This is a genomic window from Flavobacterium sp. Arc2 (assembly GCF_041431385.1).
Lineage (GTDB): Bacteria > Bacteroidota > Bacteroidia > Flavobacteriales > Flavobacteriaceae > Flavobacterium.
Genome location: NZ_JASMRH010000012.1, coordinates 101,968 through 114,658, shown reverse-complemented (window position 1 = coordinate 114,658; position 12,691 = coordinate 101,968). Strand labels below are relative to the sequence as shown.

The 12,691-nt window shown below is 35.6% G+C and carries 13 protein-coding genes and 1 pseudogene; 5 read left to right on the top strand and 9 right to left on the bottom strand.

The window, feature by feature from the left end:
* Positions 1-56: 56 nt before the first annotated feature.
* Positions 57-461: pseudogene (locus tag QO182_RS10300) on the top strand (dioxygenase); the annotation flags it as partial.
* Positions 462-595: 134 nt separating this feature from the next.
* On the opposite strand, the gene pgl reads toward QO182_RS10300, so the two are convergent.
* From pgl to QO182_RS10270, 6 genes are all read right to left on the bottom strand, one after another.
* A complete protein-coding gene (gene pgl, locus QO182_RS10295) occupies positions 596-1,315 on the bottom strand; it encodes a 6-phosphogluconolactonase (RefSeq protein ID WP_371561462.1) in 720 nt (239 codons plus the stop codon).
* Positions 1,316-1,331: 16 nt separating this feature from the next.
* A complete protein-coding gene (zwf, locus tag QO182_RS10290) occupies positions 1,332-2,852 on the bottom strand; it encodes a glucose-6-phosphate dehydrogenase (RefSeq protein ID WP_371561459.1) in 1,521 nt (506 codons plus the stop codon).
* 17 nt (positions 2,853-2,869) lie between these two features.
* Positions 2,870-4,276 carry an NADP-dependent phosphogluconate dehydrogenase gene (gndA, locus tag QO182_RS10285; RefSeq protein WP_371536740.1) on the bottom strand — a complete coding sequence of 469 codons (1,407 nt, stop codon included), beginning with the start codon at positions 4,274-4,276 and terminating at the stop codon, positions 2,870-2,872.
* A gap of 79 nt (positions 4,277-4,355) precedes the next feature.
* A complete protein-coding gene (gene hxlA / locus QO182_RS10280) occupies positions 4,356-4,997 on the bottom strand; it encodes a 3-hexulose-6-phosphate synthase (RefSeq protein ID WP_371561456.1) in 642 nt (213 codons plus the stop codon).
* 38 nt (positions 4,998-5,035) lie between these two features.
* Positions 5,036-5,602, bottom strand: coding sequence for a 6-phospho-3-hexuloisomerase (hxlB, locus tag QO182_RS10275; RefSeq protein ID WP_371561453.1), 567 nt, complete (start codon positions 5,600-5,602; stop codon positions 5,036-5,038).
* Between the two features lie 285 nt (positions 5,603-5,887).
* Complete coding sequence (locus QO182_RS10270) at positions 5,888-6,775, bottom strand: helix-turn-helix transcriptional regulator (protein WP_371561451.1); 888 nt, start codon at positions 6,773-6,775, stop codon at positions 5,888-5,890.
* A gap of 540 nt (positions 6,776-7,315) precedes the next feature.
* Here QO182_RS10270 and kdsB point away from each other — a divergent pair.
* Entirely contained in the window at positions 7,316-8,041 is a 726-nt protein-coding gene (kdsB, locus tag QO182_RS10265) for a 3-deoxy-manno-octulosonate cytidylyltransferase (RefSeq protein ID WP_371561448.1), read from the top strand.
* Between the two features lies 1 nt (position 8,042).
* On the opposite strand, the gene QO182_RS10260 is transcribed toward kdsB, so the two are convergent.
* Entirely contained in the window at positions 8,043-8,753 is a 711-nt protein-coding gene (locus tag QO182_RS10260; RefSeq protein ID WP_371561445.1) for a potassium channel family protein, read from the bottom strand.
* Between the two features lie 85 nt (positions 8,754-8,838).
* A complete protein-coding gene (locus tag QO182_RS10255; RefSeq protein ID WP_371561442.1) occupies positions 8,839-9,504 on the bottom strand; it encodes a spermidine synthase in 666 nt (221 codons plus the stop codon).
* A 62-nt stretch (positions 9,505-9,566) separates the two neighbouring features.
* On the opposite strand from QO182_RS10255, the gene QO182_RS10250 reads away from it, so the two are divergent.
* Entirely contained in the window at positions 9,567-10,118 is a 552-nt protein-coding gene (locus QO182_RS10250) for a 1-acyl-sn-glycerol-3-phosphate acyltransferase (protein WP_371536724.1), read from the top strand.
* 67 nt (positions 10,119-10,185) lie between these two features.
* Here the strand turns inward: QO182_RS10250 and QO182_RS10245 are convergent, their stop codons facing one another.
* Entirely contained in the window at positions 10,186-10,662 is a 477-nt protein-coding gene (locus QO182_RS10245) for a helix-turn-helix domain-containing protein (protein WP_371561440.1), read from the bottom strand.
* A gap of 311 nt (positions 10,663-10,973) precedes the next feature.
* Between QO182_RS10245 and QO182_RS10240 the strand changes: the two genes are divergently transcribed.
* Both QO182_RS10240 and QO182_RS10235 read left to right on the top strand, forming a co-directional pair.
* A complete protein-coding gene (locus QO182_RS10240) occupies positions 10,974-12,128 on the top strand; it encodes a M14 metallopeptidase family protein (RefSeq protein ID WP_371561437.1) in 1,155 nt (384 codons plus the stop codon).
* Positions 12,129-12,206: 78 nt separating this feature from the next.
* Positions 12,207-12,686: an Lrp/AsnC family transcriptional regulator gene (locus QO182_RS10235; protein WP_007139244.1), complete on the top strand. Its 480-nt coding sequence runs from the start codon at positions 12,207-12,209 to the stop codon at positions 12,684-12,686.
* The last annotated feature ends 5 nt before the right edge of the window (positions 12,687-12,691 follow it).

The following is a 12,691-nucleotide window of genomic DNA, read 5'->3' as shown; positions in this document are numbered from 1 at the left end:
CAAACACTTTAAACGACTTACATAAAACATCAGGTTCTTTTTCGAATACCGAAAAAATGCCCGTATTGTTTTTAGGGCACGGAAGCCCAATGAATACCATTGAGGAAAATGAGTTTGTAGTCGGTTTTCGGAATATGACCAAAACCTTACCGGAACCTAATGCCATTTTGTGTATTTCGGAACATTGGTTTACTAATGGGACGAAGGTCACCGCCATGGAAATGCCAAGGACGATCCATTATTTTGGTGGATTTCCTCAAAAATTATTTGACGTTCAATATCCAGCCAATGTTCTCGCGATTCAACTGAGTATTGATTATACAAAACCAAGGCAGTATTATTTTGAACTGGCGCAAAAGCTAAGCGCTTTAAGAACTAAAGCTGTCATAATTATAGCGAGTGGAAACATTGTTCACAATTTTAGACTGGTCGACTTCCAGAATTTTGATAGAGATAAATATAGTAAAGTTCGGCTCAGTCGAAAAAAAGAAAATTTTTGCTTTGAATTCTGTCACCATGGAAGCATTCAACAATCAAGGTAATTGCAAAAATGGAGCCTGACTAAAGCTGTAGTTTCCTGTTGTTCACATTCAAATTACTCTCTTATATATGTAGCGGCCTGATCGGTCAAGAACAACAATTTTCCGTCCAAAGGTTTAATTAATTGCGTAGGATATTTTTCGGGATTATAATCACCGTATAAAACTTCGTTTAATGCATGCGCTTTATTTTCTCCGAAAGTAACTACCACAATCTGCTTCGCTCTATTGATGATAGCTGCAGTTAGGGTTATTCGAAACATACTTTGAGACTCGAGATAATAGGCCGATACCCATTTATCGCGTTCTTGCAATACTGCCTGACCTGGAAAAAGAGAAGCGGTATGACCATCATCGCCCATTCCTAATAAAACAAGGTCAAATTTCCCATCCTCTCCCGTAACACTTTTAATAGATTTTTCGTATTCCAAAGCATAATCCTCAGCAGAAACTCCTTCTTTATACATTGGAAATATGTTGCTTTTTGGTATATCGACATGACTTAGCAGACAATCGTATGCCATTTTCGCGTTGCTGCGTTCCTCATCAAGAGGCACCCAGCGTTCGTCGCCCCAAAAAACAAAAACGCTTTGCCAATCTATTTTAGCTTTGTAAGAGGGTGTTGCCAAAAGTTTGTAGATAGCTACAGGCGATGAACCGCCGGTAAGGGCTACGACAAAGCGGCCCCGTTGCTGTATTGCATTTTGTGCGGCAGCTACAAATATATTGGCTGCATCAGTTGCTATTTCCTCTTTATTATTAAATATACTTACCATCTGCTACTTCTTCTTGTTATTGTTCTTGTTCTTCTTCCTTGTTATCCGTGTTTGATATCCAGGCATGTCCCTGACGGGCTAGTAGTTCATCCGCTGCTTCAGGCCCCCAACTCCCGGCTTCATATTTATCTAAACTTAAAGATTTATCGTTTTCCCAGGCTTCCTGAATGGTTGTTACCACATCCCAGGCTTCTTCAACCTGATCAGAACGCATAAATAAAGTAGGGTCTCCAAGCAATGCATCCAATAATAGCGTTTCGTAAGCTTCAGGTGATTGGGTAGAGCAAGAAAAATAATCAAAAACCATTTCTGCTGGTTTCAACGAAAGTGACAAACCTGGTTTTTTTGTCATAAACTGCAGCCTAATATCCATTGCTGGCTGAATGTTTATGATTAAACGGTTCGGCATCATACCTTCTTTTCCAAAAGAAAAGGTAGAATGGGGTACCGGCTGGAATTGTATGACGATAGAGGATTGCTTTTCCTGCATTCTTTTGCCCGTGCGAACGTAAAAAGGAACACCTTGCCAGCGCCAGTTATCAAGATAAAATTTCATGGCTACAAATGTCTCTGTATTAGAGTTTTCATCAACTCCCTTTTCTTCCAGATATCCGGGTATTGGTTTCCCTTTTATCGATCCCTTATCGTACTGACCCCTGACAGTGTAATGCTTTACTTCTTCCGTTGTTATGCGGCGTATCGCTTTTAAAACGTCAGCTTTACGGTTTCTGATCTCATCTGCCTGTAATGATGTCGGGGCTTCCATCGCTACCATAGTTAAAATTTGCATCAGGTGGTTTTGTATCATATCCCTTAGTGCTCCGGCGCCTTCATAAAACTCACCACGGTCTTCAACACCAACTTCTTCCGCAACAGTAATCTGTACAGAATCAATGAAGTTACGGTTCCAGAGTGGCTCAAACATAGAATTTCCAAAGCGGAAAGCCAGGATATTTTGTACAGTTTCTTTTCCCAGATAGTGATCTATGCGATATATCTGTTCCTCTTTAAAGGTTTTTGACAATAGCTTATTTAGCAACTCTGCAGAACTTTTATCGTAACCAAAAGGTTTTTCGATAATAATACGATCCTGTTCCGGATGGGCTGCAAGGTCTAATTTCTTAATATTGTTGGAGATCGTTTCAATGAAAGAGGGTGCTATTGACAGGTAAAAAAGTCTGTTGGCACGTTCACCAAAAGACAAATCTATGGCGTCCAACTTCTGTTTCATCAGCTGATATGATTCTTCCTGGTCTATATCATTTTGCAAATAGCTGATATGGGAAGCGAATTTCTGGTAGGCTTCTTCGGAGGGTATTTTATTTCTGGAAAATGCGGTAAGGTTATCGCGCACATGGCTTCGGTATGTCGCATCGCTGCTTTTTGCCCTTCCTAGCGCAATGATCTCAAACTTTTCTGGCATGCGACCATCAAGGTAAAGATTATAAAAGGCAGGGAAAAGCTTTCTTTTTGCTAAGTCACCTGTTGCCCCAAAAACAAGAATGATGGTTGGCTTCACAGTATCGGGATTATTCATTTTGTTCGATTTAAAATTTAGTCATTCCACTCTGTGTGGAATATACCTTTAGTATCAATACGCTCATAAGTATGTGCCCCGAAGTAGTCGCGTTGCGCCTGTATAAGGCTGGTAGGAAGGTTCTCTGATCGGTAAGCATCAAAATACGCCAGGGAGTTCATTAAACCTGCAATGGGTATTCCTTTTTGAACTGCAAATTGCACCGTAGTTCTTAAACTGGATTGATTCTCGTTTAACGTCTTGGCTATGCTATCATCGAGCAGTATGTTTTTCAGTTCTGGATTCTTGGCATAAGCCTGTCTGAAATCTTCAAGGGCTACAGAACGAATAATACATCCACCGCGCCAAATCTTAGCTATTGTCTCAAGGTTCAGGTCATAATCATACTCTTCTGAAGCTTTAGTTAACAATGCCAATCCTTGGGCATAAGTAACTAATATGCTAAAATGCAAAGCTTCTTTAAGTGCTTCTATAGCCGAAGGCAAGTCAGTGTCAATTTGTTCATCATTCCAAATCAATTTCGTGGAAGCCTCAATTCTTTCCGGTTTGTTTTTGGACATATCACGCATTGCAACTGCTGCGTCTATAGTAGGGAGTGGTACTTCTATATCCATTGCATTTTGAGAAGTCCATTTTCCTGTCCCTTTAGATTTAGCCCAGTCGGATACTACATTTATTAACTTCTGGCCGTCGGTATCTGTTTTTTTTAAAATTTGTCCTGTTATTTCAATCAGGTAGGATTGAAGTTCGGTATCATTCCAGTCTTCAAATACTTTTTGAATCGTATTATCGTCTAAGTTGTACCCTCGTTTCATAAGGTCGTACACCTCTGAAATAAGCTGCATAATACCATATTCAATTCCGTTATGGGCCATTTTAACGTAGTTACCCGCGGATCCGTTGCCTAAATATTCCACACAAGGTTCCCCGTCAACTTTTGCTGCTATGGATTCAAAAATAGGGCGCAGCCTTTCATAGGCTTCTTTATTACCACCGGGCATAAGGCTCGGACCAAATCGTGCTCCTTTTTCCCCCCCGGAGATACCCATCCCAAAGAAGTGGATCCCTTTGGCGGATAATTCTGTAAATCTGCGGTCGGTATCGGTAAAGTATGTATTTCCACCATCGATAAGAATGTCGCCTTTATCCAAGTAGGGTAGTAGGCTTTCAATAGCAGTGTCTACAGGCTTTCCTGCAGGCACAAGTAACATAATTGCCCGTGGCTGCTTTATCAGTCCCACAAACTCTTTCACATCTATAGTGGCCTTAATTCGGTGTTGTGGATTCGCTTCGTGTGTGAGTGAAAAAACTTTTTCCTCATCTAAGTCTAAGCCTGCCACAGCAAATTCCTGGTCGGCCATATTCAAGAGCAGGTTACGACCCATTACACCCAAGCCGATTATACCAAAATCAAATGTGTTCATAATTAGTATCTAAATTTATTATTGCAAAAAAAAGGCTGGACCCTATATACATATATAAAGTCCAGCCAAAATTAATCAATTACGCTACAGTAACACTACTTATAGCATCTTTTAACGCTTTTGCAGCAGCAGCGGGATCTTCAGCACCATAAATGGCACCACCTACGACAGCTACATCTGCACCAGCAGCTACAACATCTTTTATTGTACTAAGGGTTACACCACCTGCTATAGAGAAGGGAACTTTTGCCAATCTACCTTCACTAATAAGTGTTTGTACAGAGTATCCTGCTAATGTCTGCTCGTCAAGACCAGCGTGCAACTCAACAAAAGCAACTCCAAATGCAGTTACCTCTTTGGCTCTTTGTACCCTGTCTTTAACTCCAATAGTATCAACTACTACCTTTTTGCCGTATTTTTTTGCAGCTTCTACAGCACCTTTTATGGTTTCATCATCTACAGCACCCATAACGGTTACTAGATCTGCACCAGCCTTAAATGCTATCTCTGCCTCCAGGGAACCGGTATCTGCAATTTTCATATCTGCAAAAATTAATTTGTCAGGGAAAGCTGTTTTCATTGCTGTTACCACTTTAAGGCCTTCCGATTTAATTAGCGGTGTGCCTAATTCTATAATGTCTACGTAAGGTGCTACTTTATGTGCCAGTTCTAATGCTGCTTCCGTAGTAAGTAAATCAATTGCGACTTGTAATTTTGTCATGTCTAAAATGTTTAAAAAAAATTAATAATAAAAAATCATTATTCTAAGTTGGCGTGTTTGGGCCACAGCTCTTCTTTGGTCAATTCTGATTCTTGCCATAGCGTCATAAAAACACCTTCTAAGATTAATAATGTAAATTGTTCGAAAAGGCTCCCTGCATACTGCTTAGAGACTGAAACCCCAAAGTCTGTTTTTGTTGCAGCATTTATTAGTAAGATATTGTCTGCCAGTCCAGCTATTTTGCTTTCTGCATCGGCAGTAATAGCAATAACTGTAGCTTTTTGACTCTTAGCTTTCTCTGCTGATGAGACTACTGAAGAGGTTGTACCTGAACCTGATGCTACAAGTAGCAAATCTCCTTCAAGAATAGCAGGTGTATTAGTTTCTCCTACTATGAATACAGTATACCCCAAGTGCATAAACCGCATGGCTGCCATTTTTAATGCAAGCCCGCTCCTTCCTGCAGCCATAACAAAAATTCGTTTAGCTGCTTTAATTTCGTCGACCAAAACCGCTATCTCTCGCGGATTAATATCATTTGCTAATTGCAGGTTTTCCTCCAAAATAACAAGCAGATTTTTGTTTGTCAAAGTATTGCTGTTCATATTGTTGTGTTTTTAAATAAGGTCGTTCGCTCGTCAGATCGTTCAGCTTATTACACCGATAAGATCAGGTAATTTTGATTGATATTTTTTCGAGTGTCCGCTTATTGGTATTGCTTAACTAAGCTACAGGAAACGTTTCTATTTTAATTCATCAGATGCCGAATTAAACGAAATAGTTAGCCCGTAATAGCTTTTTGGCAACAGCACTTTCTATGTATTTGAATAGTGTTAATTGCTTGTGCAAAGATAGATCAACAGGGAGGGAAGGATGTTATATAAACAAGACTATGCGGTATAAATTTGCGCCAGTTCGTTTTGAAGGTCGGTTGGAGTTTCCTTCAGTTTTGCTTTTACAAATTTATTAAGTGCAGATGGGGAACTGAATCCAAGGTCAAATGCAATTTCTTTGTGTGAGAGATCAGAAAACAATAATTTTCGTTTAATTTCTGTAAGTATTCTGTTATGGATAGCATTAATTGCGGTTTCACCAGAATATCTTTTATTTAGTGCATTGAGTTTTTTACTGCTGATAGCCAGTTCTAATGCATAGTATTGTACGGTACGCTCGCTTTTATATTGACGGTTTAAAAGTTTTTTAAAGGCAATATAAGTGTTTTGGTCTGGGCCTTGAGTGTCCTGATGTAAAACAGGATGCTGGCCATGTACAGACTCTATGAGTCCTAAAAGGAAAATTTTGATGTAAAAACGGGCCTGTTCTTTTTTAACAAGACTCGGGTCGTTGTAAATATCCTGTATATTCTTTATAATAGGAAGCACCTTTTCAAATTCAACGCTGGAAAGGGCGGTGCAATTAAGGTGGACTGATAGGTTAACGTTGTAAGGACTAAGTTCATTTTTCAATATATCTGAACAAAACAATACTTCTTCAAATAATATAATTTTACCAGCCAAATCAGTACTCATATTTGACAAAAAGTGGATTTGATCAGGAAATATAATAGATATTTTTCCTGATTTCAATAAATATACCTGGTCTTCGATATGTACTTTAATATTTCCAGACTCCACTATAATAATAAAAAAATGATCCTTTTTATGTGGTTTCAAATAATCTTCAATACTTGCCATACCGAGGTCAAAAACTCGGAAGGACAAATTTTTGTCATCAGTTTTTCGAATATTTTTCTTGATTTCAAGCCTCTTTAGGGACATAGGATTTTTTGTATAACTGCCCAGGGCGCTCAAATAAGCAACTCTGATGCATAAAGTTCATTGAAATATAATATGAAATAATACTCGTAATCGTAATTTATCAAATTGAATACTATTGTTTAGTATAGTTATTTTTATGTTCGAATTTAGCTAATTGATTTGTAATCAATGTATAATATTAGAAAACGCAATGCAACTAAATTTAATAAAAAAAAATATTAGGCAAATATACACTTTTCTTAATTTTAAGTGAATAATTTAGTTTTAAATTAGGCTTAGTATTGTTCTTAGATCAGTAGTAAAGGCTTTTGATTTTTACATCTTAAGTTGAAAAAAGGCCAAACTGAAAAGCCTATTTCAATGCAGGTTGAGTACTCGTTTCAGAGCAAACCTATTGCGTAAGTTGATAGCTGTAAAATAGAAAGTAAGAAGACAGAAGCTTCCCTAAATCGTAAAAAAAAAGAGAAAGATATGACTAAACTTAATTATTAGTAAACTAAAAAAAAACAGACTAACTTAGCATATTAGAAATTAAATCCAATGAAAATAATAGCCGTCATTCCTGCCCGTTACGCATCAACACGATTTCCTGCCAAGTTAATGCAGGATCTTGGAGGAAAAACTGTGATTTTAAGAACTTATGAAGCAGCAGTAAACACAAAATTGTTTGACGATGTTTTTGTGGTAACAGATTCTAATTTGATTTTTGACGAAATTGTTACTCACGGAGGAAAAGCCATTATGAGCATCAAAGAACATGAGTCGGGGAGTGATCGAATTGCAGAAGCAGTTGCGAACCTAGATGTGGAAATTGTAGTTAATGTACAAGGGGATGAACCCTTCATTGATACAGAACCTTTGATGAAACTGATTGAGATCTTTAGAAAAGATTCGGCCAAACAAGTTGATTTGGCTTCGTTGATGCGTGAAATTAAAGATACGGAAGTCATCAATAATCCCAACAACGTAAAAGTGGTAACGGATCAAAACGGTTTTGCTTTGTATTTTTCCCGTTCGGTAATTCCTTATCCAAGAGAGAAAAATGTTGGAGTTCGCTATATGCAACACATCGGAATATATGCTTTTCGCAAACAGGCATTGTCTGATTTTTACAATTTACCCATGAAATCATTGGAAGCATCCGAAAAATTAGAGCAACTACGTTACCTCGAATTTGGAAAACGAATCAAAATGGTTGAAACTACGCATGTAGGTATTGGAATCGATACTCCCGAAGATTTAGAGAAAGCAAGATTGATGCTATAAACTATTGTGTGCTGTCTTCGTCAAAATATCCTTTTGATTTTATTTTAGTAGAGAAAAAATTCAGGAATAAAACCACAAACATCAAGACTATCATAGATTGTATACTCACTAAAAATTTGCCAAAAGGGTCAGTGGGATAGAAGTCACCATATCCAATTGTGGAGGAAGTTACTGTACTGAAATATATGGCATCAAACCAATGCGTAAAGGGTTTGTTAAAATTATTAGTGAAGGAATACAAAACGGCAAAACCGAATACCATTTCTAAATAGTTAAAGAAAAGTAATAACATCGATCTCTTATAGGAACGCGGTTTTGAAAATAGATCAGAAGCAAAAATCAGTGTGGGAATGTATAAAATTGTTTCTAACATAACATATACCATCACTCCAAGAATGAAATAATTATTTTGCCAATGATTCATCAGAATCAATAATGGTAAACTTACTTTGAGCAAAACATAGAAATCTACTGCCAGGTCTTCATGTTCAGGTCCTTTTTTAGAGGCCAAATATTTAATATAAATGCCAGGGAAAAATAACTGCGAGGAGGAAAGGAATAAGCGAACAATTTTTTCTATTCCGTTATCATCCTGATGATCGTTATTCCAAATTGCTTTAATATTCTGAATTCTCTTTTGAACAGGATTAAACTTTGGCTTTGCTACTTTAGTAATATTACCTAAGAGCAGTTTGCGAATGACTTTTTTCATCAAATTTATTTTTGCTATTCCGATCGAAAGTACGAAATATATGTTTTAGTTATAAAAAGAAAAATTGGAGTGATTTAAAATCAGATTAATCTCTTTTTTCAATAACAATTAACTCGTTGTGAATTTCTATTCTAGGTATCGATTTTATACTGTACTTAGTAGTGCAGAAATCTGAAAGGTACTTTTCATTTCTACGGTTGTGTTGCTCATTGAGAAGCATCGTGTTAAATAGTACAAATCCTTTGCTTTTTAATAAGTAGCAAATGCGATTGGTAAAATAATTTTCATATAAAAAATTAGGCATCGTAGTATCTTGGAAAATATCAATGATAATCAAATCGTATTTTTCTTTGGTTTTTAAAACAAATTCAAAAGCATCGTCAATTACAATTTCCAGTTGTTGAATTTCATCCAGTTTAAAATAGTGATTTGAAAGTTTGATAATTTCAGGATCAATTTCGACTCCAGTAATTCGACCGCTAAATTTAATTTCATCAACTAAAGTTTTCACAACACTACCGCCGGCGACACCAAGTACTAAAATGTGATCCATTCTAATTATTTTGTCGAAGCCAATGTTTTTTAATCCCAATCTTAAGATGCGCTGCAAACTACCATAGGAATAATTAGCATTTTCAGAATCTAATACTAATTCACCATTTGCCCAAGTTACCTCTAGAGATTTGCTTAAAGCCGATTTTACTCTATGAATATTAATAGGAATAAGGTAACTGAGTACTTTTTTTAGCATCAACAATGGTTTTTATCAAAAATAAGTTTTAAATTATATATTTTGCAACAAATTAGAGAGTAATGAAGAAACAAATTTATAAATGGATCTTTTTCCGACTTATGGGATGGAAGATTGTAGGTTCGATTGATCCAGATATTAAAAAATGCGTCATGATGGTTATGCCACATACAAGTGCCCATGATTTTTATCTGGGGATTTTTACGCGAGGCATCACAGGGTTAGAAATGAACTTTGTAGGGAAGAAAGAATTATTTACTTTTCCATTGGGGTACTATTTTAAATACATGGGAGGAGAACCACTGGATCGATCTGGTGGAATGAACAAAGTAGATGTTATTGCAGAAATTTTTAATCGAAGAAAAGTTTTTCGTTTAGCAGTTCTTCCAGAGGGAACACGGGATAAAGTGGGTCAACTTAAAACGGGATTTTATTACATTGCTTTAAAAGCAAATGTGCCTATAATTCCTGTTGCGTTTGATTTTGGAAAAAAAGAAGTTAATCTTGGGGCTCCATTAATGCCGACAGGAAATATTGAAGAAGACCTGATTATTTTAAAAAAGCATTTTATAGGAGTAGAAGGTAAAATTGCCGAAAAAGGATTTAAAGAATAATTCCAGTTTACATTTAGCCGCATTTAAAAAAGCCAATTCTTTTTATTAAAAAAAGGATTGGCTTTTTTTAGTTTGGCGTAAAAACTTTGAAAGTACCATTTTTATAAAAGAACACAATTTTTTCCACTTCACCAGAAATGGATTCGTTGACTACGTTTTGAATATTTTCGTTTTGTGTAACAGCTCTATTTTTATCTGTACTGTTTTTTTCTTCAGAAAATAAATTTTGAAGAGGAATGGGTTCTGGAATTGGAGTAGATGTATTTGGTTTGATGACGTCTTCCATTTTGTTTTCTTGGTTTAGAATTGGCTCGCTATTTTTTGGAAAACTGCCTTTACCATTCAAAATCCAATACAAATCTACATCAGGGAAAACATCCAGAATTTTAAGAATAAAATCTAAACTGGGTTTGTTTCTACCTGATAGAAGGTGGGACAAACTGGATCGTTGTACACCAATTTTATCAGCAAATGCGGAGGCATTTAAACTGTAATAGTCCAATATAATTTCAAGCCGTTTAATAAAATCTTCAGTGTTTACCATTGTAAATAGCTATTAAAATTTATCTAATTACAAATGTAACACAAACAGACAAGAATAGCAATATTACAAGTGTAAATTGTATATAAAAGAGCATTTATATCTAATTAAAGCATTAAATGAAGCGTTTTAATACACTGATAAACAGTAATTTAAAACAATTTTATAATCGAGGTAACATTTGTCAAATTGTACTACTACTGAGAGCAAGGATTATCCTTTAAAGCTGTTTACAATTCTAAAATAAATCAATTTTAATCAGTTTACAATTGTAAAAATAAAGATGTTTACTTTTGTAAATCAAATAATACACTATGGATTTAGAACAATTATTCAACGATAACAAGGAGCAATCGATTGAAGGCAGGTATCTTACTTTAGAATCAATTGAGCCCTTATTGAACAGATTAAATACTAATAATCAACTTTCGGTTATTGGAGAGTCAGTGCTTAAAAAACCAATTTACAGCTACCAAATTGGTGAAGGAGAAACTAGAATTTTGCTTTGGTCTCAAATGCACGGAAACGAAAGTACAACTACAAAGGCCTTGTTTGACTTTTTAAATGTGCTGCATAGTGGCTCAGAACTTGCTGCAGAATTGTTAGCTGCTTTTACTTTCTATTGTATTCCAATTTTGAATCCGGATGGGGCGCAAGCTTACACCCGCGTAAACGCAAATGAAATTGATTTAAACAGAGACTCGCAAAACTTGTCACAACCGGAAAGCAGAGTGTTGCGTGATGCATTTGATTCTTTTCTGCCTAATTATTGCTTTAACCTGCATGATCAGCGCACTATTTTTGGAGTAGGAAGTACAGGTAAGCCCGCAACAGTTTCGTTTTTAGCTCCTTCTTATAACGAAGAACGGGAAATAAATGAATCACGAATGAAGGCCATTGCGCTTATTGCAGGAATTAATAACGTGTTGCAGCAATATATACCAGGTCAGATAGGGCGATTTGACGACTCTTTTAATCTCAATTGCATTGGAGATACTTTTCAGGCGCTCGGAGTTCCTACTTTATTGTTTGAAGCGGGACATTTTCAAGATGATTATGAAAGAGAAAACACAAGAAAGTATATTTTTATGGCGTTACTTTCTAGTTTCACTATACTTTGCGAAAACGATATAGTTGACAATGGAATTGATAATTATTTGAGTATTCCTCAAAATAAAGTCGTTTTTTATGATTTTTTGTATAAAAATGTCAAATTAAATTATGATGGTAATGAAAAAATTACGAATTTTGCTGCACAATACAAAGAGGAGTTAATAGAAAACAAACTGTTTTTTAATGCTTATTTTGTAGAAATTGGAGATTTGGATAGCTATTATGGTCATATCGAGTATGATGCGAAAGAAGCAGAGTATAAAGATGAACACGGTAATTTTCCTGAATTAAATCAAAAAGCCAATTTTTATTTAGAAAATAGCATTGAATTTGTTAATGGATTGATAAAAAAATAATATTTTGAATCGATTTAATGTTTTTATGTATATTTTTAAACTTTGTATTAGTCAATTATAAATATTAATTATAGAAATATGAGTAAGTTCCGTTTAGATGAAGTAGATCATCAGATATTAGATATGTTGATCGACAACACCAGAGTTCCGTTCACAGATATTGCCAAAAAATTATTAATTTCTGCTGGAACCGTACATGTTAGGGTTAAAAAAATGGAAGATGCGGGAATCATAATGGGTTCGTCATTAGTACTTGATTATGATAAATTAGGATATTCTTTTATTGCTTATGTAGGAGTTTTTCTTAATAATACTTCACAAACTAAATTTGTTTTACAACGCATTAACGAGATTCCTTTTGTGACTGTTGCTTCAGTAACTACTGGAAAATTTAATATTTTCTGTAAAATCAGAGCTAAAGATACAAAGCATGCTAAGGATGTTATTTTTATGATTGATGATATTGACGGTGTTTATAGAACAGAAACTATGATTTCATTGGAGGAAAGTATCAATGATAAGAAGCGCTTGATGCATACGATATTTAAAAACATGTAATACAC

Coding starts and splice junctions, on each gene's coding strand:
- pgl (WP_371561462.1), bottom strand. CDS start 1,315: ATGGTAAGTATATTTAATAATAAAGAGGAAATAGCAACTGATGCAGCC.
- zwf (WP_371561459.1), bottom strand. CDS start 2,852: ATGAATAATCCCGATACTGTGAAGCCAACCATCATTCTTGTTTTTGGG.
- gndA (WP_371536740.1), bottom strand. CDS start 4,276: ATGAACACATTTGATTTTGGTATAATCGGCTTGGGTGTAATGGGTCGT.
- hxlA (WP_371561456.1), bottom strand. CDS start 4,997: ATGACAAAATTACAAGTCGCAATTGATTTACTTACTACGGAAGCAGCA.
- hxlB (WP_371561453.1), bottom strand. CDS start 5,602: ATGAACAGCAATACTTTGACAAACAAAAATCTGCTTGTTATTTTGGAG.
- QO182_RS10270 (WP_371561451.1), bottom strand. CDS start 6,775: ATGTCCCTAAAGAGGCTTGAAATCAAGAAAAATATTCGAAAAACTGAT.
- kdsB (WP_371561448.1), top strand. CDS start 7,316: ATGAAAATAATAGCCGTCATTCCTGCCCGTTACGCATCAACACGATTT.
- QO182_RS10260 (WP_371561445.1), bottom strand. CDS start 8,753: ATGAAAAAAGTCATTCGCAAACTGCTCTTAGGTAATATTACTAAAGTA.
- QO182_RS10255 (WP_371561442.1), bottom strand. CDS start 9,504: ATGCTAAAAAAAGTACTCAGTTACCTTATTCCTATTAATATTCATAGA.
- QO182_RS10250 (WP_371536724.1), top strand. CDS start 9,567: ATGAAGAAACAAATTTATAAATGGATCTTTTTCCGACTTATGGGATGG.
- QO182_RS10245 (WP_371561440.1), bottom strand. CDS start 10,662: ATGGTAAACACTGAAGATTTTATTAAACGGCTTGAAATTATATTGGAC.
- QO182_RS10240 (WP_371561437.1), top strand. CDS start 10,974: ATGGATTTAGAACAATTATTCAACGATAACAAGGAGCAATCGATTGAA.
- QO182_RS10235 (WP_007139244.1), top strand. CDS start 12,207: ATGAGTAAGTTCCGTTTAGATGAAGTAGATCATCAGATATTAGATATG.